This is a genomic window from Rhodococcus sp. ACPA4, from assembly GCF_002300185.1.
Lineage (GTDB): Bacteria > Actinomycetota > Actinomycetes > Mycobacteriales > Mycobacteriaceae > Rhodococcus_F > Rhodococcus_F globerula.
On record NZ_NSDY01000001.1, the window covers coordinates 3,795,105 to 3,816,385 of the forward strand.

At 61.1% G+C, this 21,281-nt stretch carries 19 protein-coding genes and 1 pseudogene; 4 read left to right on the forward strand and 16 right to left on the reverse strand.

What is annotated here, in order from left to right:
• Positions 1 to 24: 24 nt before the first annotated feature.
• Complete coding sequence (locus CJ178_RS17215) at positions 25 to 1,203, reverse strand: thiolase family protein (protein ID WP_095887189.1); 1,179 nt, start codon at positions 1,201 to 1,203, stop codon at positions 25 to 27.
• 36 nt (positions 1,204 to 1,239) lie between these two features.
• Positions 1,240 to 2,727, reverse strand: a complete 1,488-nt coding sequence (locus tag CJ178_RS17220) for a class I adenylate-forming enzyme family protein (protein WP_033233377.1) — start codon at positions 2,725 to 2,727, stop codon at positions 1,240 to 1,242.
• Positions 2,728 to 2,923: 196 nt separating this feature from the next.
• Between CJ178_RS17220 and CJ178_RS17225 the strand changes: the two genes are divergently transcribed.
• Complete coding sequence (locus CJ178_RS17225; protein ID WP_095887190.1) at positions 2,924 to 3,664, forward strand: FadR/GntR family transcriptional regulator; 741 nt, start codon at positions 2,924 to 2,926, stop codon at positions 3,662 to 3,664.
• Positions 3,665 to 3,740: 76 nt separating this feature from the next.
• Here CJ178_RS17225 and CJ178_RS17230 read toward each other — a convergent pair whose 3' ends face one another.
• The 3 genes from CJ178_RS17230 to CJ178_RS17240 form a co-directional block, all read right to left on the reverse strand.
• The gene (locus CJ178_RS17230) at positions 3,741 to 4,559 is read right to left on the reverse strand and encodes a crotonase/enoyl-CoA hydratase family protein (RefSeq protein WP_051730400.1); all 819 of its coding nucleotides are present in this window, start codon (positions 4,557 to 4,559) and stop codon (positions 3,741 to 3,743) included.
• A 289-nt stretch (positions 4,560 to 4,848) separates the two neighbouring features.
• On the reverse strand, positions 4,849 to 6,378 hold the full coding sequence (locus tag CJ178_RS17235) for an acyl-CoA synthetase (RefSeq protein WP_095887191.1): 1,530 nt from the start codon (positions 6,376 to 6,378) through the stop codon (positions 4,849 to 4,851).
• Positions 6,379 to 6,423: 45 nt separating this feature from the next.
• Positions 6,424 to 7,221, reverse strand: coding sequence for an enoyl-CoA hydratase (locus CJ178_RS17240; RefSeq protein WP_095887192.1), 798 nt, complete (start codon positions 7,219 to 7,221; stop codon positions 6,424 to 6,426).
• A gap of 110 nt (positions 7,222 to 7,331) precedes the next feature.
• On the opposite strand from CJ178_RS17240, the gene CJ178_RS17245 reads away from it, so the two are divergent.
• On the forward strand, positions 7,332 to 8,762 hold the full coding sequence (locus CJ178_RS17245) for an aldehyde dehydrogenase family protein (RefSeq protein WP_095887193.1): 1,431 nt from the start codon (positions 7,332 to 7,334) through the stop codon (positions 8,760 to 8,762).
• Positions 8,763 to 8,788: 26 nt separating this feature from the next.
• Here the strand turns inward: CJ178_RS17245 and CJ178_RS17250 are convergent.
• From CJ178_RS17250 to CJ178_RS17290, 10 genes and pseudogenes are all read right to left on the reverse strand, one after another.
• Positions 8,789 to 9,180: pseudogene (locus CJ178_RS17250) on the reverse strand (type II toxin-antitoxin system death-on-curing family toxin).
• Positions 9,177 to 9,311 (reverse strand): hypothetical protein, encoded by a 135-nt coding sequence (locus tag CJ178_RS33310; protein ID WP_257013245.1) that lies wholly within the window; start codon positions 9,309 to 9,311, stop codon positions 9,177 to 9,179. The pseudogene CJ178_RS17250 and the gene CJ178_RS33310 overlap by 4 nt, the downstream one beginning before the upstream one ends.
• A gap of 58 nt (positions 9,312 to 9,369) precedes the next feature.
• On the reverse strand, positions 9,370 to 11,298 hold the full coding sequence (locus CJ178_RS17255) for an SEC-C domain-containing protein (RefSeq protein ID WP_245005841.1): 1,929 nt from the start codon (positions 11,296 to 11,298) through the stop codon (positions 9,370 to 9,372).
• A gap of 62 nt (positions 11,299 to 11,360) precedes the next feature.
• Entirely contained in the window at positions 11,361 to 13,205 is a 1,845-nt protein-coding gene (locus tag CJ178_RS17260) for an SEC-C metal-binding domain-containing protein (RefSeq protein WP_095888021.1), read from the reverse strand.
• Positions 13,206 to 13,249: 44 nt separating this feature from the next.
• Positions 13,250 to 13,915 carry a GAP family protein gene (locus CJ178_RS17265; RefSeq protein WP_033233383.1) on the reverse strand — a complete coding sequence of 222 codons (666 nt, stop codon included), beginning with the start codon at positions 13,913 to 13,915 and terminating at the stop codon, positions 13,250 to 13,252.
• A gap of 18 nt (positions 13,916 to 13,933) precedes the next feature.
• The gene (locus CJ178_RS17270; RefSeq protein WP_095887195.1) at positions 13,934 to 15,487 is read right to left on the reverse strand and encodes a polyamine aminopropyltransferase; all 1,554 of its coding nucleotides are present in this window, start codon (positions 15,485 to 15,487) and stop codon (positions 13,934 to 13,936) included.
• Positions 15,487 to 15,957 carry a DUF350 domain-containing protein gene (locus CJ178_RS17275; protein WP_033233385.1) on the reverse strand — a complete coding sequence of 157 codons (471 nt, stop codon included), beginning with the start codon at positions 15,955 to 15,957 and terminating at the stop codon, positions 15,487 to 15,489. Before CJ178_RS17275 ends, CJ178_RS17270 begins: the two co-directional genes overlap by 1 nt.
• 40 nt (positions 15,958 to 15,997) lie before the next feature.
• On the reverse strand, positions 15,998 to 16,363 hold the full coding sequence (locus CJ178_RS17280; RefSeq protein WP_371851334.1) for a DUF4247 domain-containing protein: 366 nt from the start codon (positions 16,361 to 16,363) through the stop codon (positions 15,998 to 16,000).
• A 35-nt stretch (positions 16,364 to 16,398) separates the two neighbouring features.
• Positions 16,399 to 16,899 carry a DUF2617 family protein gene (locus CJ178_RS17285; RefSeq protein ID WP_092804161.1) on the reverse strand — a complete coding sequence of 167 codons (501 nt, stop codon included), beginning with the start codon at positions 16,897 to 16,899 and terminating at the stop codon, positions 16,399 to 16,401.
• Complete coding sequence (locus CJ178_RS17290) at positions 16,896 to 17,486, reverse strand: DUF4178 domain-containing protein (protein WP_033233388.1); 591 nt, start codon at positions 17,484 to 17,486, stop codon at positions 16,896 to 16,898. The genes CJ178_RS17285 and CJ178_RS17290 overlap by 4 nt, the downstream gene beginning before the upstream one ends.
• A 224-nt stretch (positions 17,487 to 17,710) precedes the next feature.
• Between CJ178_RS17290 and CJ178_RS17295 the strand changes: the two genes are divergently transcribed.
• Positions 17,711 to 19,087, forward strand: a complete 1,377-nt coding sequence (locus tag CJ178_RS17295) for an NAD-dependent succinate-semialdehyde dehydrogenase (RefSeq protein WP_033233389.1) — start codon at positions 17,711 to 17,713, stop codon at positions 19,085 to 19,087.
• 5 nt (positions 19,088 to 19,092) lie between these two features.
• Here CJ178_RS17295 and CJ178_RS17300 read toward each other — a convergent pair whose 3' ends face one another.
• Entirely contained in the window at positions 19,093 to 19,824 is a 732-nt protein-coding gene (locus CJ178_RS17300; protein ID WP_045065048.1) for a GntR family transcriptional regulator, read from the reverse strand.
• A gap of 170 nt (positions 19,825 to 19,994) precedes the next feature.
• On the opposite strand from CJ178_RS17300, the gene CJ178_RS17305 reads away from it, so the two are divergent.
• On the forward strand, positions 19,995 to 21,260 hold the full coding sequence (locus tag CJ178_RS17305) for an MFS transporter (RefSeq protein WP_033233390.1): 1,266 nt from the start codon (positions 19,995 to 19,997) through the stop codon (positions 21,258 to 21,260).
• Positions 21,261 to 21,281: the final 21 nt, after the last annotated feature.

Consider the following 21,281-nt stretch of genomic DNA (forward strand, 5'->3'; position numbering starts at 1 on the left):
GATTGGTCGAACGCGGGGTGCAGATCAGATCCGCTCGATGACGAGAGCGTTTGCCATACCGCCGTGTTCACACATGGTCTGAAGTCCGTAGCGACCACCGCTGCGCTCGAGATGGTTCACCATCGTGGCGAGCAACCGAACTCCCGAGGCGCCAATCGCGTGACCGAGGGAAATGGCACCGCCGACGGGGTTGACCTTGGCCAGATCCACATCGAGTTCGCGGGCCCAGGCCAGCGGAACCGACGCGAAGGCCTCGTTGACCTCGAATGCGTCGATGTCGGCAACGGACAGGCCGGCGCGCGCCAGCACCTTGGTGGTGGCCGGAATCGGCGCTGTCAGCATGAACAGCGGGTCATCGCCGGCCACCGCAAAATCCACGAACCGCGCGCGTGGCGTCAAACCGAGTTCCACGGCCTTTTCTTCGGACATGATCAGGGTCGCTGCAGCCGCGTCGGTGAGCGGCGAGGAGTTACCCGGAGTGATCATCCAATCGAGTTCTCCGAAGCGGGTATTCGCCTCGTCGGTACGGAACGACGGGTTGAGCTTGCCGAGACTTTCCATCGTGGTGGTGGGGCGGACTGTCTCATCGGTGTCGCGGTGGACTCCGTCGACCGCGACGGCAACAATCTCGTTGGCATAGTCGCCGGCAGCAGCGGCAGCAGCGGCACGCTGATGCGACAGCAGTGCGTATTGGTCGACATCGTCACGGGTCAAGCCCCACTTGCGGGCCACCAGTTCAGCCGAAATACCCTGATTGACAAAACCTTCCGGGTATCGGGCGGTGACCGCGCCTCCCTGCAGATCCTTGCCCATCGAGGCTGTGCCCATCGGGATTCGACTCATCGACTCGACGCCACACGCCACTGCGACGTCGTAAGCCCCGGACATGACGCCCTGAGCGGCGAAGTGCACAGCCTGCTGGCTGGAACCGCAAGCCCGCGTGACGGTGGTTGCCGGCACCGATTCCGGAAGCCCGGCGCCGAAGACAGCGTTACGGGTGAGATTGCCCGCCTGCTCCGATGCCTGGCTGACACAACCACCGATCACATCGTCGATCAGTGCGGGATCGAAGTCGTTGCGTACGACGAGCGAACGCAGCGTGCTGGCCAGCAGATCCACCGGATGCAATCCGGACAGCGCTCCACCGGGCTTGCCGCGACCCGAAGGGGTACGGACGATATCGACGATCACGGCGTTACGCATGGAGCCTCCAGAATGGAAAGAGAGTATGGCGGGGTGTCAGAGATGAGGAGTCGTGATCTGGGCTGCCAGATCACGACGGACAAGCTTGCCGGTCGCGGTCTTGGGCAGCTCGTCGACGAAGACGACTTCGTCGGGAGTGCGCGATCCACGCAGGCGAGCGCGGCACCAGTCACGGATTGCCTCGGGATCGGGAGTGTCGTTGCCCTTCAAGACAATCACCGCACAGATCCGCTCGCCCCATTCGTCATCGGGCATACCGATGACAGCGGTTTCCTGAACCGACGGATGGTGAACCAGCACGTCTTCGATCTCAGCCGGTGCAATGTTCTCACCGCCGCGGATGATGGTGTCGTCGGCACGGCCTCCGATATAGAGGAACTCACCCTCCACACGGGCTTGGTCCCGAGTCGGGAACCATCCCTGTCCGTCGAGTGCAGAGCCCTTGCCCATGTATTCGCCGCTGACCTGGGCACCGCGCACCCACAGCAGACCGGTCTCGCCGTCACCCAACACGTTATCGGCTTCGTCGCGAATCTCGACCTCCATACCGGGCACGATGCGTCCGACAGAACCCAATCTGCTGCGCAAAGCCGGATCAGCCAGCGCCTCACGATGGTCCTCCGGGCCGAGAACCGCGATGGTGGAACTGGTTTCGGTCAGACCGTAGGCGTTGACAAAGCCGGTCTGTGGGAAGGCTGCAAGCGCGTTCTCAAGGACCGGCTGCGGCATCCGCGCACCGCCGTAGGCCAGTGATTCGAGTGCCGGAGTTTCAGCCGGGGCGCCGTCGAGGTGCTGCACGACGCGGGCCAGCATTGTCGGCACGACCATAGCGCTGGTGATCGATTCCTCGCGCACCAGATCTAGCCAGGACCGCGGCGTGAAATCAGGTAGGTGAACCATCCGTCGCGCGGAATAGACGTTGCTGAGCACCGCTCCCATGCCGGCGATGTGATACGGCGGGGTACTGACCAGCGTCGCCTGTTCCTCACCGGCAGAACCGAACTCGACAGTATTGAGCAGGTAGGACAACAGATGTTGGTGCCGTAGCAGCACACCTTTGGGGGCGGACGTTGTACCACTGGTGAACAGAACGATCGCCGTCTCGTCGTCCGCCGCCGGTACCGTCTCGGTTGCCGGAGCTGCTCTGGCCCGAGCCGTGAACTCGTCGGTGGTCAGCACAATAGGAGCGGCACCGGCGAGATTGTCTCGGAACGCCGCATCTGCCACGACAATCGGATCATCCAGTTGCGCAATGAGTTCGATCAGCTGATCGGTGGCGAGGCGATAATTCAACGGAGCAAAGCGCACCCCCGCCCTCGCGGCCGAGAAGACCAGCAGCGGCAGCGCCGCACTGTTGACGCCGACAAAGACCAGGTCACGTGCGCCCAGCTCCCGGAGCACTGTGACACCGCCTGCAGCTGCGTCACTGAGCTGCCGGTAGGTCATGCCGTCGCTGCGTCGCCCGACCGCCAGCCTGTCCGGATACACCGATGTCGCCATATCCAGAGCCATTTCGATACCCATTGCACCCACTCGGTAGTCACTGATTTATCGACAGTCACGCTTCGAGCGGTCCCACGACCACCCTGCACAGCGTTTTCATACGAACCATAACAAGAGATTTACCCGTTGTGAAGCGGATCATGACAATGGTATACATCAATAGGGGTTCGCGACGTTTGCACGAGCCCGGCCGCACTCAACAAAAGAGGCTTTTGCAATGGCACAGACGTCGCTACGTCCGAAGAAAACCGCACTACTCGTCGCCCAGCGCATCGTCTCCGACATCGCCCGTGGTGGGAACAGAATCGGCGACCGGCTCCCCCCTGAGCACCTCATGCTCGAGCAGTACGGCGTCGGCAGGGGCGTACTACGCGAATCCCTGAGATTCCTCGAACTACAGGGCGTGATCTCACTGAAACCGGGTCCGGGCGGCGGTCCGGTAGTGCAGCATCCCGACAGCAGCGTCCTGGCCACTGCCCTCACACTGCTCCTTCAGTTCGAGAACGCACCGTTTCGTGCCATCGTCGAAGCTCGCACCGCACTCGAACCGATGATGGCCCGGCTGGCCGCAGACCGGATGAGTGACGCGGAAATCGCCGAGCTGAAAAACAACGTCGACAATGCGCGGCTGAATGTGAACGATCTGCAGATCTTCCACGACGAGATCGAGCGGTTTCACGACATCGTCGCCAGGGGCTCCGGAAATCAACTCTTTGCTCATCTGATCAACGCACTCCTCGGCATCCTCGATGGAACAGCCATGGGAATCGAGTACCCGGAGACGCATCGACTTGCCAGCTGCAGAATCCACGAAGACATCTACGACGCCATCGCCGCCCGCAACTCGGAAGCCGCCCAAGAACTGATGAACGCCCACATCCAGGCACACGCCAAGTACACCGAGTTCAAGTTCAAGGACGTGCTCGACTCCCCGATTCAGTGGAACAAGCTCGCCTGACGGGGCAGCCACAGAAACACGAGTGCCTTCGAAAGAGGTGTACCTCTTCCGAAGGCATTCGTGTTTCTTGCTGGGTTCAGCAGGCCTTCCAGACCGGAGAACGTTTCTCCGCGAAGGCAATGGGCCCTTCCTTGGCATCTTCGCTGCTCAGTACGGAGTGCCATTCAGCGTTCGACATTTCCCACATCTGCGCCTCGTCGACACGTTCGCCACCGACCACACCGTAGGCAACACGCTTGCTCGCTTGCACGGAAAGTGGCGCGTTCACGGCGATACGTTGCGCCAAGGCAAGCGCGGTCTCCACGACAGAACCGTCAGCAGCTATCTGGTTGATCAGGCCACATTCGAGCGCCTTCGCCGACGAAATCGGATCGCCGGTGAACATCATCTCCATTGCCAGGCGGTGGGGAATCTGCGCGGGCAACCGGAACATGCCACCTGCACCAGCGATCAAGCCCCGCTTGACTTCCGGCAACCCGAATGTCGAACTCTCGGCTGCCACAATCAAGTCGGCGGTGAGCGCCAACTCCGTTCCACCGCCCAGCGCAGCGCCGTTCACAGCGGCGATAACCGGCTTGCTGATGAAATTCTTGACGAATCCCGCAAATCCCCAGTGCTCGTTGCCGGGAGCATGAACGCTCTCACCGCGCGCGATAGCCTTGAGATCCGCTCCGGCACAGAATGATTTGTCACCAGACCCGGTGAGCACGACAACCCGGATCTCGGGATCGTTCTCCGCTTCCACGAGGGCTCCGCCGACAATTGCGCTGACCGCCGCATTGATCGCGTTACGCGCGGCCGGTCGGTTGATAGTGATGAGAAGTACGTGACCTCGACGCTCGACAAGTGCGTCGGCTTCTTCGGACGTAGTGGGCTCGATGTGATTGCTGCACATGGGAATGTTCCTATCCGTCGGGATGCGTCAGCCGGAGGCGACCGGGGCTGTGCCCGTCGCGCGGTGCTGGGAGAATCGCCACAAGGCAGGCCGGATGATTCCGACCTGCCTTTTAGGGCCCGACTATTCCCATGTCCCCCAACCGGTTCAATTACCGGAGGTCTTCACGCCCGGTTGGGGCATCGGTTCGGGCCCGCTCGGCTGCGCATGAGCCTATCAGGACATACCAACATCATCACGCCCGAGTTGGACGAGATAGAGACGGCCACACCTTCTTTGACGGAGGCGGTCAGGGACTTACGACTGTGCGCAGTTCCCGCTTCAACAGCTTCCCACTTTGATTCCGGGGAAGTTCCTCCACAAATCGAATGTGCTTGGGCACCTTGAACGGAGCGATCTTTTCCTTCACGTAGGCGATCAACGCCTCCGGCGTCATGGCGTCCTGACCGTCCTTGAGAACAACGATTGCGGTGATCGCTTCGATCCACTTCTCGTCAGGTGTTCCGATGACGGCAACTTCGGCAACACCGGGATGCGTGTAGACGGCGTCTTCGACTTCACGGGATGCGACGAGAATCCCGCCCGTGTTGATGACGTCTTTGATGCGGTCGACGACGGTGATGAACCCTTCACTGTCACGCACCACGAGGTCGCCGGAATGGAACCAGCCGTCGCGGAAGGCTTCTGCGGTTGCTTCCGGGTTTTCCCAGTAGCCATTGCAGAGTTGCGGTGAACGGTAGAGAACCTCACCAGAGACACCGTCCGCAACATCGTTACCCTCGGCGTCGACAACACGGGTTTCCACGAAGAACACTGCCCGACCGCACGACGACGGCCGATCCGCGTGCTCGTCCGGCTGCAGAACTGCTGCCAGCGGGCCGATTTCGGATTGTCCGAAGCAGTTGTAGAAACCGATGTCGGGGTAGCGCTCGCGCAGACGGTTCAGCACGGTGACCGGCATGATCGACGCACCGTACTGCGCTTTCTTCAGCGACGACAGATCCCGGGTGTCGAGATCGGAATGATTGGCGAGCGGCACCCAGACGGTGGGAGCGAGGAAAAGTGAGCCGATCTTGTCGGCTTCGATGCGGCGCAGAATCTCCGGGATGTCCGGTGCCGCCATCACGTTGACCGTCGCACCGACGGACAGGTACGGAAGCATGAACACGTGCATTCCCGCAGAGTGGTACATGGGCATGCAGATCAAGGGGTTATCTGCCTTGTCGAGCCCGAGCGCGATCACCGACGACACGTACTCGTGGACCAGAGCGGCGTGAGTCATCATCGCGCCCTTGGGCTTCGACGTCGTTCCCGATGTGTAGAGCAACTGCGCAAGATCCGTTGACGAGGCCCGTGGTGGGAAGTGTGGAACTTCTCCGGCAGTGCTGACGGCGACCACTGAATTCGCGTCGTCACGCAGCGGCACAACGTGGTCGATATCGAGATCGCCGCGCACGGAGTCCAACGTCGGCAGCAATGCCGGATCCACCAGAACGGCCCGAGCGCCGGACTGCGCAACCAGGTAGCGCAGTTCATCACCCTTGAGCGCGTAATTCACCGGAACATGGACCAATCCTGCCCGGCAACACGCGAGGAACCCGATGACATACGCGTCGGAGTTGGTTCCGTACGCGGCCACACGATCGCCGTGCTGCAAGCCGAGGTCGACGAGGTGCGCCGCGACCCGCGTTACCGCCTCGTCGAGTTCGCGATAGGTGCGCGAGCGATCCTCGAAAACAATGGCCACCCGATCGGGGTACTTGGCTGCCGAGCGCCGAAGCACTCCGTCGATGGTGTTGGTACGCGGGTCCAGGCTCATGAACGATAGATTATCGGACGTCCAACTAATCCGAAAGGGTGTAGTTCATTTGTTCTGCCACTGCGGCGCCCGCTTCTCCACAAACGCCTGCATACCTTCCTGAGCGTCGCAGGTCACGGCGTTTGTGGCCATGGTTTCGGCCATCGCTTCGTACGCCTGCGCCTGGGGCAGATCGATCTGCTGATAGAACGCCTGCTTACCGATCCGAACCGTCAGGGGGCTGGCGGTCGTGATCTTCGCAGCCAAGTCGCGCACTTCCCGGTCGAGGTCAGCCGGGTCGACCACGAAGTTCACCAGACCCCAATCAGCCGCCGTCTCAGCATCGATGGTTTGGCCCGTCAGCAGCATTTGCATCGACCGTTTGCGGCCAACAGCCCTGCTCAGGGCAACCATCGGAGTGGAACAGAACAAGCCGATTTTCACTCCGGGAGTACCGAAGACAGCATTCGACGCCGCCACGACAAGGTCACACGACGCCGCCAACTGGCATCCCGCCGCGATTGCCGCTCCCTGCACCGCAGCGATCACCGGCTGGGCAATCTGCTGGACCGTTTCCATCATCTCGGTGCAGCCGTCGAATATCGCGCGCTCGTCATCGAGGGTGCGGCCGATCATCTCCGTGAGATCGTGGCCGGCCGAAAACACGGGCCCCTCGGCCCGCACGACAACGATGCGGACTCGCGGATCGGCGGAGAGTTCCCGAAGGCCCGCAGTCACCTCGCTCATGGTCTGCGCCGAGAGCGGATTGCGCCGCTGCGGCTGATCGAGCGTCAGAAATCCGATGCCCGTCGACTCTTCGACTGATGTAGCTACCGCACTCTCGTTTATCTGCGTCTTCGACATGCGTCCTCTCTACCAATCGAATCCGTCCCGGTCAACGAGACGAAACGGGCAGCTCGCACCGAAGCGTCGATACCTTTTCAGTTAATACTTCGCCACTACGAGGAGTGCCCATGAGCACCGACGCCATCATCACCACCGACCTTGCGCAGATCCTGCAGGCGCAACAGGACGCCACCCGCGCCGCGGGAGCGCCGACTGCAGAAGAGCGTCGCCGGCGCATTCAACAGGTGATCGACCTGCTCGTGGCGAACCACAAAGACTTGACCGAAGCCATGAACGAAGACTTCGGTGGACGCCTCCCGGCCTACTCGGTCATGAATGACGTTCTCGGATCGATGGTTTCACTCAAGCACGTCCGAGATTCCCTTGAAGACTGGATGGTTCGCTCTCCGCGCTCCACCGGCGCCGTCCAGGATCAGCTGGGCGCCAAGGCTTACGTCGCGTACCAGCCCAAGGGTTCCATCGGCATCATCGGCACCTGGAACGCACCCCTCTTCACACTCTTGAGCCCCCTCGCCTGCGCACTCGGTGCCGGTAACCGTGCCGTTCTGAAGCCCTCCGAAATCGTGCCGCACACCGCTGCCGTCCTGGCCGACGCTGCGGCGCGCACCCTCGATCCACTCGAAATCGCCGTCGTCACAGGCGGACCCGATGTGGCCGACAATCTCACGTCACTGCCCTTCGACCACCTGGTCTTCACTGGAAGCACGTCCATCGGCAAGCTGGTGATGGCAAACGCCGCGAAGAACCTCGTGCCGGTCACCCTCGAACTGGGCGGAAAGTCGCCGAGCGTCCTGGGCAAGAGCGCAGACTTCGCCGAAGCTGCACACCGACTGGCTATTGCGAAGTCCACCAACGGCGGTCAGCTCTGCGTCTCCCCCGACCTGATCTACGTTCCGCGTGAAGGCATCGAACGATTCATCACCGCGTTCGCAAATTCGTTCACCGGCCTCTTCCCCACCGTTGCCGACAACACCGACATGGTCTCCATCGTCAACGACCGCCATCTCGCCCGCATCGAGGGATACATCGCCGATGCCGCGGATCGTGGGGCACGCATCATCACGGTTCCCGACGAAGAACTTTCGGCCGACACGCGTCGACGCCCACTGCGGATGGTCGTCGATCCCCCGGCCGATGCCGAGATCATGAAGGAAGAAATCTTCGGGCCGGCCGTCGTGATCTTGCCTTACGACGAGATGGATGCCGTTGTCGCCGATATCAACTCGCGCCCGAAGCCCTTGGCTCTGTACTACTTCGGCACCGATCTCGACGAGAAGGAATCGGTGCTCGAGCGCACCAATTCCGGTGGCGTCACGATCAACGACGCGATGGCGCACCCAGGTCTCTCCGACGCACCGTTCGGCGGCGTCGGCGCGTCCGGAATCGGCCACTACCACGGCCGCGAAGGATTCCTCGAGTTCAGCCACGCACGGACGGTTCTCGAAGCAGCAGAATATGATCCGCGCGGCGAGTGGGGCATGTTGCCGCCGTACGGTGACAGCTTCGAGCAGATGATGCTGGCTCAGGTCACACCTTAGGGGCACAGCCCCTGTGCGCCTTTCCGCTAGTCGCCGCGACCGGAAAGGCGCACGGGCGCAGCCCAACTGCCGAGTAGAGGCGCGATCTGCGCTATGTCGGCGACACCAGTCGCTGCGTCGATAACCACGTCGTACGCATCATCTTCGGGCGCATCGAGATGTAGCCCGTTGATCGAATAGAAGACAAAAGCAGCAACCCACGACAATCGCTTGTTCCGTCGACCAATGCATGATTCCGGACGAGGGACTGCAGCAGCGCAGCTGCTTTGACATGAATGTCCGGATAAGCCTCGTCACCGAAGACCGTTGCACTCGGTCGATGCGCGGCTGATTCGAGCAAGCCGACATCCCGAACCTGCAGACCGCCGAGCTCATCACAAAGCACTAAAAGATCGTCGACCGTCAGATACCGAATCACTGTGAGAGACGGTCGAGCAACGGGCCGTACTCGGAAATGGCGGCGCGGGCAGCTCGTCGAACTTCGGTATCTTGACGCAGACGTGCCGCTCGATCAGCAATTGCCCTGATCACGGCTTCCTGCTTGCTCATATTCGAATGATGCCGCTCTGATACCAGCACCGAAAGCGGCAAAGTTACCAGTTAAGCGCTACCGAAGTGCAGCGAACCGAGCGCTCAAAAACTCGACCAACTGCCATGGCTCCGTGTCCGGCGAATCGAGCAAGGCAATCAGTCCGTCCTTGTCGGCAGCAGCGATCGGTTCGATTCCCCCGAAGGTTCGCATAGCGCTGCCGGCGGGCAACACCCGCGCACAGACCAACGAACCAGCTTCGAGGTTCAGGCTTCCCCACTCGTCGGCGACGTCGTACGCCACATCGGTTCGGACATCGCGCAACGTCAGCGATGTACCCGGCACCGTCGACGCAACCTCGTACACCGACTGCGGTACCTGCAACCACTGCTGCGCCAGTTCCAGTTCGTCGGCCGGCAGCAGTTCACCGCGTCGCTCGACAAACACTCCGAAGATGTTGCTGTCGAAAAGTGCTGTGTCGACAGCCAATCCACCCTCGAGCGCACGAGTCAACGCGTCGTCGTCATCCCAATGCTGGGCGCGAACCTCGGCGAGGTCGAAGACAACATCGAAGTACTCGGGACTGCGGGAGAAGAGTTGCGCCTTGATGTACAACCAATTTGCCCGGTCGTCGAAGGTGATCTCCGACTTACCCAGATGGCAGACCTTGTACTTGCGTCCGGATCCACACCAGCACTTGTCATTACGGCCCAGCTCAGGATGTTCGGCCGGCGCATAGCGCGCGAGAACGTCGTGCAGAATCTCCGACTCTCCGCCTTCGATCCGACCCAACAACGCAAGCGCCCGCGTTGCGTCGCTCCGATCCGCCGCGAGCAACGCAAGCTCGAAAATCGCCGGCACCCAATCTGGATCGCGATCGAGCGCGCTCTCGTAGTAGGCCTCGGCCACAATGATCTTGCCGAGACGATCTGCTGCCTTACCTGCGAGCCAGTACGCGGCGGGCTTTACCCGGCGCGGCCCCTTGTCGGCCAGCGCCGTAGCCACCGCGTGCAGGATCTCGTCGTGGTCGTCGAGTTCGGACAACAATTCAAGTGCCGCAGCAGCTGCCGGCGGTTCGGCAACGGCCACATAGATCTGCGGGTTCTCCGTGATCTGCGCACGCGCCCAGTCGCCGATTTCCGACGTGTCTTCCGGGAATTCGAGATGCGCAGCCGACACGAGATCGACCAGCGCGATAACCGCAGCTGCTTCGTCGGGGTGCAGGTTGTCGCGAATCTCGAGCATCCGCGCGCGGTTCGCCAAATGGAACGCCTCGAAATCGAACCCTTCGATCGCGACGTAATCGCCGTCGCGAACATAGCCGGCCGATTCGAGCAGTTCCCCCAGCGGAGCGGCGGGCTGACGGAACAGTGTCGGCTCCTCGAGCATCAACTGCCAGACAATCGCGTCGAGTGTTTCAGCGCCGGTATCGGTGAGGATGTTCGCTAGGGCGTCCGCAAAACCGGGTGTCGGATCGACTACGTCGGCAACGGTACAGAGCGTCAACTCACGATCTGCGACAAACAGCCCGATCAGATCGCCTGCCGCGCATTCCGACAATGCGTCGGGGGCAAGCAGAAAACCTTCGTCAGCCGGGAACGTCGGGTCGTCGATTCCGCGTTCGGCCAGGGCGGCGTCGTCGAGCCCACGATGTACGACGCGAATCTCCCGATCCTCGGTGTCATCGAAGCTGTCGAGAAAAACACGCAAGACCATGAGATCGGGGTTTGCGTCGAGAACGCCAGAGCTGATCTCGGCGTCGGTGAGGCGATGCGTGAGTATCCGGTGCTCGAACAGTGTGTCGAGCGCGGCGTAGCGGGCCCCGGTCAGATAGCCCAACAGCGGATCCTCGACGTACTCCACGAACTCCGTCATGTCGTCCGGCGTTCCATGCCCGGCGTCAGCCAGCAAGTTTCCCCAGTCAGCAGCGGTCTGGGGGCCATGTTCGCGCAACAACTCCATCGCAGCTTCGGCGATCAAGTCATTGGGGTCCATAGGTTCGCTCACCTATCCAACTTTATCCGGTAGGCCCCGGCACGAGTATTCCGCATCGACCAGCGTCGACGCCCTCAGCTCAGCACTCTGATCAGCTCAGCGACATCGTGATGATCCCGCCCTAGAACCTGGAGCACATTTGCGGCCTGCAACTCGGAAGACACGATGACGCTGCCGACAACCTGGGCGCTCGAACCTGCAGGCAGAACGCGAGCACACACCAGATCACCGGGCTCGAGATCTGCGGCACCACTGACAGTCACGGTGTCGCCGGTCCGGCGATCCAGCAGCGTGTTCATCTCGGTCACCTCGAACACGGAACGCTCGACATCGAGCCATTGACGTGCCGTCGCCACCTCATGTTCGGTGAGTAAATTTCCGCGGCGGGTGATGAACTGCGCGAAGATTCCACCCTCGAACAGCGCGATGTCCAAGGCCGGCCCGTCGAAGATACTCCGATCGTCGTCATCGCTGCCGGCGGCGACAAGATCGTCGAACTGAACCACCATGTCGGCAAATTCGGAGGAAAACGCGAACATGCACGCCTTCTTGTAGAGCCAGCGGCCGTCTTCTCGAACCGACTCGTCAACCTTCCCCAGATGGCAGACCTTGTATTTTCGGCCGGATCCACACCAGCACTTGTCGTTTCGTCCCAGCTCGGGATGCTCTACCGGAATGAACTCCTGCAGTACTTCGTACAGGGTTTCCTCGGATCCACCGTCGATCCTGCCCAGCAAAGACAGTGCTCGGGTCGCGTCGCTCCGGTCGGCGGCGAACTGAGCCAATTCGAAAAGTGCCGGACCCCAGTCAGCTTCCCATTCCAGTGCCTTCTCGTAGTGCGCTTCCGCGTCGAGAACGCGTCCGAGACGATCAGCCGCCTTACCTGCCAACCAGTGTGCCGCCGGCTTGACGGCCTTCGGACCGCGTTCGGCCAGCTCGCCGCCAAGCGCTTCGAGGATCATGTCTGCGGTGGGGTCCTGGTTCCGGAATCCCAGATCGAACGCCGCCACAGCTGCGCCCGCATCCGCAAGGGCGGCAAACGAATCCGGAACAACACCGACATGTCGACGTGCCCAGTCACGAAGGTCGAGATTCTCGATCTCGGCGTCGACATATCCGCGCTGAGCCAGGTCGACAAAAGCTACAACAGCTACGGCTTCGTCGTGCGTGAGATCGTAGGTCGACGCAATCTCTGCGGTCTGAATCTGAACTGCGTAGGCAGCAAAGTCGAATCCATTGCGTGCAAGGAGTTCTCGTTGATGCTCGTATCCTGCCGCGGCAAACATTTCGCCCAACGGAGTGCTGGGAACAGTGAACAACGACGAGTCGTCGACAGCAAGTTGCCAACCCACCGCCTCGAGCGCTTCCACACCGTTTTCGGCGAATATCTTCTCGAGTGCCGGCGCCAGATCCGGCTCGTCTTCGACATCCGCCTGCCACACCGTCAGTTCACCGTCTTCGATGGCAATCGCGATCAGATCACCAGCTGCGAAGTTGGCCAAAGTCCCGCGGGGCAAGGCAACAACACGGCGACTGACAGCAGCGTCGATTCCGCGCTCTCGCAACAAGTCTTGTTCGAACTCTGCCTCGACAACCCGAACTTCGCCGTCGATACTCGACGCGAAACGCAACACCGGTTCGAGGTCAGGCGTCGCCTCGAGCACCTCCGACGCGATCTCGATTTCGCTGAGCCTGTGCGTGAACACCAACCCTTCGAGCAACTCGTCCAGAGCGACATACTTGCCGCCGGGGAGGTACCCGATCATCGGATCATCAAGGTACTCGAGCACTTCGGCAATGTCGGACGGCGAGCCGAACTCACTGACACACTGCGCCCATTCTTCGAGACTGAGCGGACCGCGCTCACGCAGAGCGGTCATCGCAGCAGTAGCGAGGGCATTGTCGTCGACTTCGTTCACCACCCAATAGTAGGCGAGCGCGCAGGCTCGCCAATCTGCCTCGACTAGCCGAGTCCACTGACCCCTTCACCCAACACCATCGCGCCGAGCAGAGCCAGGATCACCGTCATCATGACGGCGTTGTTAGCGGCCATCCACGATTTTGCCGAGTCGAGCATCGACGCGGCACGCTCGCCGAATACGAGGTTGACCACAACCGGTGCGGCGACTGCGGCGCTCGCAACAATCGTGAACACAACAGCGGCGATGGCTTGCTCAGCCACAACGTAGGTTCCGGCGGCTATGGCCGCGCCTCCCGCGACGGCCAGTGCAGCATTCTTGGGATTGGCCGCTGAGAGCAACGCGATCCCCAGGGATTTCAGCGGGCTGAGCGAACTGACACTCGACATCCACTTCGGCTGAGTGGCTTCTGCGTCGCCCCGTGGCCGGGATCGCCATTGCCTGAATGCGAGCGCGAACAAGGCTAACCCCAGCACTATCCGGACGACACTTGCCCACCGCGTGGTCTCGGATTCGGGTACGGCGGTGTCGACAAAAGCGATAGTCAGTGCCACCACAGCTCCGATGCCCACGACCCAGCCGAGAATGAAGGCTGCAACCGAGCGTCGTGCGTCTGCAGTGACCAGCATGAGAACCACAACTGCCATTGGCACGGACACAATCGCCAAGCCGACTGCAACGGGCAATGATTGACCTAGCGCATCAAGCACGTGGGTCCTCTCGGTTAGTTAGCGCTCATAGCCCTTGCGCATATCATCTACTATCCGAGGCTGGTCGAGCGTCGACGGTTCCATGTCGCGGCGTGGACGGTCCCGCGGAAAGACCGAAGCCGACGCCAAAGTAGGTTCGTCGAGGAAGCGTAATTCCGGAGCGCTTTCAGGCAGACGCAATTCCGGTGGCACTCCCCCGGACTGAGCAAGTACGTATCCCCAGTCACCAAAACTGGGAACGAACACGTGGTACGGGGAGACTCCGAGACCAACTGCGGATACCGTAGACACTGTTCGCCAATAGGCATCGGGCGTCGAATACGGACTGCCCGACTGGACGACCATCAATCCGCCCGGATTGAGCGCTGCCGCGGCCAGACCGTAGAACTCCATCGAATAGAGCCTGCCCAATGCCGGGGTATCAGGATCGGGCAGATCGACGATCACCGAGTCGAATCCGGGTTGAGGAGCCTCGCGCAACCACCGAAAAGCATCATCGAGCACAACGTGTACCCGTGAGTCTTCGAGTGCGCCGCCGTTCAAGGATCGCAGTCGGGTGTTCGCCAGTTCGATGACGGCAGGATCGAGCTCCACCTGCACAATTTCCTGAACGCTGGGCATCCGCAACACTTCCCGTGCCGCAAGTCCGTCTCCGCCGCCCAAGATCAGTACCCGTTGCGGATTGTTCGAGAGCGCCGGATACACCAGAGACTCCGTGTAGCGGTGCTCGTCGACGCTCGAGAATTGGAGATCTCCGTCGAGGAAGAGCCGGACGTCGTTCTTACGTTCCGTGACAACAATTTCTTGATACTGCGATCGCGATGCCGCGACCACAGGGTCGGTGTACAAGCGCTGACGGGCCGTGGTTTCGATGTCGGAAGCGGCGATCAACAACCATCCGATCAGGCTCGCGGCCAACAACATTGCCACGACGGCAATCAGTCGGGCGCGCAAGCTGAGCTGCCACCGCAGCAGAATCAAGGCAACGACTGCCGCAGCGACGAGGTTGATCATGCCGGTAATTGCTGCGCCCCGGATCATCCCGACCCACGGCAACAAGACAAACGGCCAGAGCAACCCGCCGATCAGCGCACCCAAGTAGTCCGCTGCATTCAGATTGGCGAGCACTTTTCCGGCACTTTGTGCGTCGTTGTCGGTGCGTCCGGATTGCAGCAACGTCATCAGCAGTGGCACTTCCGCACCCACGAGAATGCCGATCAGTGCCGTGGCAGCAACAAGAACTGCCCCGCTGGAACCAAAGAACGTGAACGTGACGTAGAGCGTGACCGCGCTGAATCCCCCGATGATGCCGAGCAGAATCTCCACTGTGACAAAGGAAATAGCCGCGTGCCCCAACAACGGTTTGGCGGCGAGGGCACCGATACCGAGCGCCGCAACAAATCCGGCGACAATCAGTGACGTCTGTGTGATTCCGCCGCCGGTGAGACTGACCGACAGAGTGAGCAGTGCCAACTCGTAGATCAGTCCGCAGGCAGCGCAGGCAGCGACGGCGGCAAGGAGCAGCACCCGCGCCCGAGCAGTGAGCACAGCGTGTGAATCGGTGACAGTCATCAGGTGAGAGCAGCGGCGTTCACCAAGCCGATGGACAGCAGGGTCACGCCCACCGCCCAGGCCGCACCGCACATCTTCGGATCCTGTACCAGCGCAACCAACTTACCCGGCAGGAATGCATTCATCAGTCGCAGCGCAATGGCCTGGAGAACAATTGCGAACAGACCGTACACGGCTGAATCCGCAAGTCCCTGGGCAAATCCGTCGGAACTGGTGAGAATGGCGGTCACGACGATAATGGCAAGCGCCAGATGGTTGGCACCCAGAAGAATTGCCGCATTCGGATTCTTGTCGACGTACACCTGGTGGCGGAGATTGCCCGGCGTCATAAGATCGAGAACCAGAAATCCGGTGGCCAGAACTGCAACTCCGACTACGAAGTACGCCAGCGTCCCCAGAACACCACCGACCAGCAGAGCTGGGTCAACAGTGCCGATTTCCACAGTTTCAGCAGCAAGGTTGGCGTTCACGAAGCTCTCCTGAGTTTGGTCCGATTGTCACTTGATGTGGTCATTTCGCACTTCCCGATCCACCGCTGCCGCTGCCGCCACCGGCCGGTGATCCCGGATTGAATCCTGGTCCCAGATAGGCATATCCGCCGCTGCGGTATGTGCCGTTGATGTCTTCGACCTTGATGGTGCTTCCCCCCGCTGCTGCGCTGACGGTAACGATGTCGTCGTCGTAACGCAGGTACTCGTTGCCGCCGTCGGCGCTGCGGGCCGCAGGTTCTTCCGCATCGACGATCCGCGACACCGTCGTACCGACAGGATCTTTCGACGAATACACAGCGACGTCGCCGGTTTGCGAACTCTTGGAATAATTGTCCGCAATGAAGTCCTTGACCGCGTTGCCACACGACGACAGCACACATGCCATGGCGATCATGACGGGAACAACCCATTTCCTGCCGATCACGGATGCCACCTACTTCTGGTCTTCACAATCACTCCGGTCCCCTCCCCTGGGTACAAATGCCAACTCTGCCAAGCCCATCCATGCCCCAGGCTGCTGCCGAACAACACCGTGACAGCGGTGTCGTCTCCGGGAAACGAACCGCAAATCCAACCATCTGCCGCTGCCTGCACTTTCAGGCGGGCAGCCTCGGCAACGAACTCGGTTCGATCGAGAGTCTGCGTGGAAGATTCGAAACGATACGGTCCCAGAACTTCAGCACCCGGCAGTGGATCGCCACCAGCTGTGACCGCATCGCAGGACACCTGCTCGGTCAAGGTCTCACCACCCGAGCGTGCCGTCACCACATGCGATGCCCCCAGCACTCCCAAAGTCAAAGCACCGTCGACTGTTTCGATAACAACCTGAGCCAAGGCCGGTGGCGCCGGTGCGTCCACCACAAGGCCGAGCGCAGACGCATCCACGTCGGTGGGCTCCACGTCGAGGAGATGCACACTCACTGCGGAGGGCCGGAATGTATGACGGTCAACTCTGCTCGGGTGACTGCGCGGCCGGTGGAAACCTCCCACGACTGGCCGCGCGCCCACTTCTCGAATGCAATGAGCCCGGTTTTGTCAGCAGTTGCATAGTCTGCGTAGTCCATCACGCCCGACGGCGCGGTTCCTGTCGTGCCCTCGGCTGTGAATCGTGCGGTTCCGCTTTCGATCCTGCGGTGCACCTTGTCGTCGAGAATGACGTCGCCACTCGGCTCGAGGTTGGTGCCCTCACGCCGCATCCACAGCGTCATCTCGAGTTCACCCTCGTCATCTTCAACCGTCAGCCAGCGGCGGCCGGTCGAACCGTCGAGAAGGTGCTCGCGCCAGATGTACCCCTCCTCGTCGAGGGTGATGGTCCCGCGAACCACGTGATCGATCCCCGCGTAGGTGACGATGTCTCCGACACCGATCTTGTGGGGGTCGTATACCTCCGGATAGTCCGCAAGCGGGTCTACGCGCCCCACCGGAGCGCTCTTACGACCACGCAGAACCACGAAGGCCACTGCCGCGATCACAACAAGTATCAGTACAACTATCAGCACGTTCGTCAACGGTCACTCCGAAATCGTCGGGCTCGGCAAGGGCGCCGGGGCAATACCCTACCGATCGCTACTCGCCCGAGCGTCCGTACGTCGCTGCACCCGATCCCGTTCGATGCCGATTTCGGACAAACGGCCGTGTATACCCGGTCACGTTTCCCTGAAACCCGTTGGACGGATTAACTTTCGATGTGGATATCTCGGAATCCTCGAGGGCCCTCGGGCGTTGAACAACTATGGCCAATTACAAAACAGTCAATCCCGCGACAGGTGAAACCGTCAGGGAATTCGATACTTTGGATGACGCCGGAGTGGAAGCCGCACTGGAAAAGGCTCATAACGGCTATCTGAACTGGCGAAAGAGCGCGCCGACGCAACGCGCGCAGATACTGACCAGAACCGCCGAACTGTACAACGAACGTGCCGACGAACTGGCACGCATGATCGCCCTGGAAATGGGCAAGCCCGTTCGCGAAGCCAAGGGTGAGGTACAACTGTCCGCGGCGATCTACCAGTGGTACGCCGATCACGGACCGGCGTTGCTCGCAGAAGAACGACTCGATGTTCCCGGTGCCGAAGAGTCTGTGGTGTACCGACGCCCGATCGGGGCGCTCGTCGGCGTCATGCCCTGGAACTATCCCTACTATCAGGTCGCCCGGTTTGCGGCGCCCAATCTCATGCTCGGAAACACCGTCATCCTGAAGCACGCGTCCAACTGCCCTCAGTCGGCGCTGCTGATGGAGGAGATTCTGCAGCAGGCAGGCCTGCCAGAGGATGCATACGTAAACGTTTTTGCGAGCAACGAGCAGATCGCAGACATGATCGCTGACCCCCGTGTGCAAGGTGTCTCGTTGACCGGAAGCGAACGCGCCGGGACCAGTGTTGCGGAAACGGCGGGGCGCAACCTCAAGAAGGTGGTACTCGAGCTCGGTGGTTCGGATGTGTTCATCGTCCTCGACTCCGACGACATGGACGCCACAGTCAAGGCGGCAGCCAAAGCACGATTGTCCAACGCTGGTCAGGCGTGCAACGCCGCCAAACGATTCATCGTCGTCGAGGACTTCTACGACGATTTCACTCGGAAACTGACCGCATCGTTCCAGTCCGTCACGGCCGGCGATCCACTGGAAGCGGATACGGTCCTCGGTCCGCTGTCGTCCCAAACCGCAGCAGATACATTGCTCGAGCAGGTTCAAGACGCCGTCGACAAGGGCGCAACGCTTCTGACCGGTGGAGCGAAGATCGACCGACCCGGCGCCTACGTCCAACCGACATTGCTCACCGATGTCACCCCGGACATGCGCGCCTACAGCGAAGAACTCTTCGGGCCGGCGGGCGTGGTGTACAAAGTGAAGTCAGCGAAAGATGCCGTTGACCTTGCCAATTCGTCGGTGTACGGGTTGAGCGGATCCGTCTGGAGTACCGACCTGGACGCTGCTCGTGCGGTCGCCGCCGATCTCGACGTCGGAATGGCCTTCGTCAACGAACACGGAACCACTCTGCCCGGCCTTCCCTTCGGCGGAGTCAAACGCTCCGGAGTGGGTCGCGAGCTTGGCCCTTGGGGGATGGACGAATTTGCCAACAAGAAGTTGATCCGCGTGTCCAAGAAATAGGAGCTTTACGTTCGACCTGACAACTTTTCGACGGCGGCCGGATAGTCGGCCAGGATCTGATCGCGTGCGTCGTACAGATACCGCTGCAGCAATTCGACCGCCGTCGCATTGTCACCGGCTTTCAACGCGCTGTGTATCTCGTGATTCCGGGCGAGATACGGCGAGTGGAATCGGTGTGCGTCGTCCATGACGTGAAAGACCAGACGCAGTTCGTTCCACACACCGCCCATCAGTTCGTCGATTCTGCTGCTGTTACTCAAACCAGCGATAGCGCGATGGAAATGGATGTCGGCTGTTCCGACTCCGGTCCAGTCATCGGCGGCTAGACGTTCTTCCGCGAGCTCGAGTGCGGCGGCGACGTCACCGAGATTGCCTGTTTCCGGATCGAAATCTCGTACTCCCGCCGACTCGACCACCCGACGGCAGATGTACAACTCGGCGATGTCCTCAGCCGACGGGACTCGAACGAATACGCCACGGTTGAGTTCGTGTGAAACCAACCGGTCTTCGATGAGGATCTGGAACGCCTCGCGCACGGTATTTCGGGAGACATCCAACGCCGCGCAGATGTCGGGCTCGGACAGTCGTGCGCCCGGACGAAAGCTTCCGTCGATGATCAGCTCGCGCAGAATCCCGGCGACCCGCGCTGTTCGACTGGTGCGCTCGAGGAGCCCTCGATGGGCGGCCAACGCGGCGTTAGCATCCTCTTTCGGAGGATTCAGGCTGGTCAAGTGCACTCCTAGTGGTTTGTTGCTGCCCTCATCATAGTGAGAGCGGGGCGTCCGGACGGCCTACGGCTGCCCCCAAAAGTTTCCAGCACATTAATTATCCCTTCATGGGATTGCAGGATCGTTGAACGATTTTGTACGTTGGGAGTCCTGACATTCCATCTTCACGCGAGGTACCGATGACCGCTCCGATTCAAACCGCAGGTGCCCCTCCGCGCCCGTTCGACTGGTTCCGCACGCTTGGACCGAAGGGCAAGAAGGCATTCGTCGGCGCTTTCGGCGGCTACGGCCTCGACTCCTACGACTTCCAGGTTCTCCCTCTCGGGTTGGCCGCGATTGCCGCGTACTTCTCGATCACGACGGGACAGGCCGGTCTGCTGACCACCGTCACGTTGGTGGTTTCCGCGCTCGGCGGTGTCCTCGCCGGCATCCTGGTCGACCGCATCGGACGTGTCCGCACCCTGCAGGTGACGGTAGCGACCTACACGATCTTCACGGTCCTGTGCGGATTTGCACCCAACTTCGAGACGCTGCTCATCTTCCGCGCGTTCCAGGGTCTCGGCTTCGGCGGCGAATGGGCTGCCGGCGCAATTCTGGTGGCCGAATACGCAAAGCCCGAGTACCGCGGCCGAGCGGTCGCCTTCGTCCAGAGCGCCTGGGCGGTGGGCTGGGGTTTGTCGGTCATCATCTACACGATCGTCTTCCAACTCTTCGATCCCGACATCGCGTGGCGCGTTCTGTTCTGGACCGGAGTCATCCCCGCCTTCCTCATCATCTGGGTGCGCCGCAACCTCAAGGACCCGGAAGAAATCACCGAGAAGCGTGAGAAGAAGGCCGACAAGGGTTCTTTCCTCGCCATCTTCCGCGGCCCGATGCTCAAGACCACGCTGTTTGCTTCACTTCTGGCCACCGGAGTCCAGGGCGGTTACTACACACTCGCGTCGTGGCTTCCGACTTACCTGAAGAACTCACGCGGCCTCGACGTCGTGGGCACCGGCGGCTATCTCGCGATCCTCATCAGTGGCGCATTCCTCGGCTACGTCAGCGGCGGCATCCTCACCGACAAGCTCGGCCGTAAGCGGACCATGCAGTTGTTCGCCACCTTGTCTGCCGTGTTCATGGTTCTCTACACACAGGTTCCCGACGGCGCCAACACCCTCATCATGATTCTCGGATTCCCGCTGGGCTTCTGCACGTCGGCGATCTTCAGCGGATTCGGTTCGTTCCTCTCGGAGCTCTACCCCACCGCGCACCGCGGTACCGGTCAGGGCTTCACCTACAACTTCGGTCGCGCAGTCGGTGCGGTGTTCCCCGCCATCGTCGGTTTCCTCGCAGCCAGCAGTCTCGGTATCGGCGGCGCCATGATCTTCGGCGCCATCGGCTACGGCATCGCTGTCCTGGCACTCTTCGGACTACCCGAAACCCTGGGACGCCAACTCAACTGATCGGTGTCTTCAGGAAAGAGG

Coding starts and splice junctions, on each gene's coding strand:
- CJ178_RS17215 (WP_095887189.1), bottom strand. CDS start 1,203: ATGCGTAACGCCGTGATCGTCGATATCGTCCGTACCCCTTCGGGTCGC.
- CJ178_RS17220 (WP_033233377.1), bottom strand. CDS start 2,727: ATGGGTATCGAAATGGCTCTGGATATGGCGACATCGGTGTATCCGGAC.
- CJ178_RS17225 (WP_095887190.1), top strand. CDS start 2,924: ATGGCACAGACGTCGCTACGTCCGAAGAAAACCGCACTACTCGTCGCC.
- CJ178_RS17230 (WP_051730400.1), bottom strand. CDS start 4,559: ATGTGCAGCAATCACATCGAGCCCACTACGTCCGAAGAAGCCGACGCA.
- CJ178_RS17235 (WP_095887191.1), bottom strand. CDS start 6,378: ATGAGCCTGGACCCGCGTACCAACACCATCGACGGAGTGCTTCGGCGC.
- CJ178_RS17240 (WP_095887192.1), bottom strand. CDS start 7,221: ATGTCGAAGACGCAGATAAACGAGAGTGCGGTAGCTACATCAGTCGAA.
- CJ178_RS17245 (WP_095887193.1), top strand. CDS start 7,332: ATGAGCACCGACGCCATCATCACCACCGACCTTGCGCAGATCCTGCAG.
- CJ178_RS33310 (WP_257013245.1), bottom strand. CDS start 9,311: ATGAGCAAGCAGGAAGCCGTGATCAGGGCAATTGCTGATCGAGCGGCA.
- CJ178_RS17270 (WP_095887195.1), bottom strand. CDS start 15,487: ATGACTGTCACCGATTCACACGCTGTGCTCACTGCTCGGGCGCGGGTG.
- CJ178_RS17280 (WP_371851334.1), bottom strand. CDS start 16,363: ATGGCATGTGTGCTGTCGTCGTGTGGCAACGCGGTCAAGGACTTCATT.
- CJ178_RS17295 (WP_033233389.1), top strand. CDS start 17,711: ATGGCCAATTACAAAACAGTCAATCCCGCGACAGGTGAAACCGTCAGG.
- CJ178_RS17305 (WP_033233390.1), top strand. CDS start 19,995: ATGACCGCTCCGATTCAAACCGCAGGTGCCCCTCCGCGCCCGTTCGAC.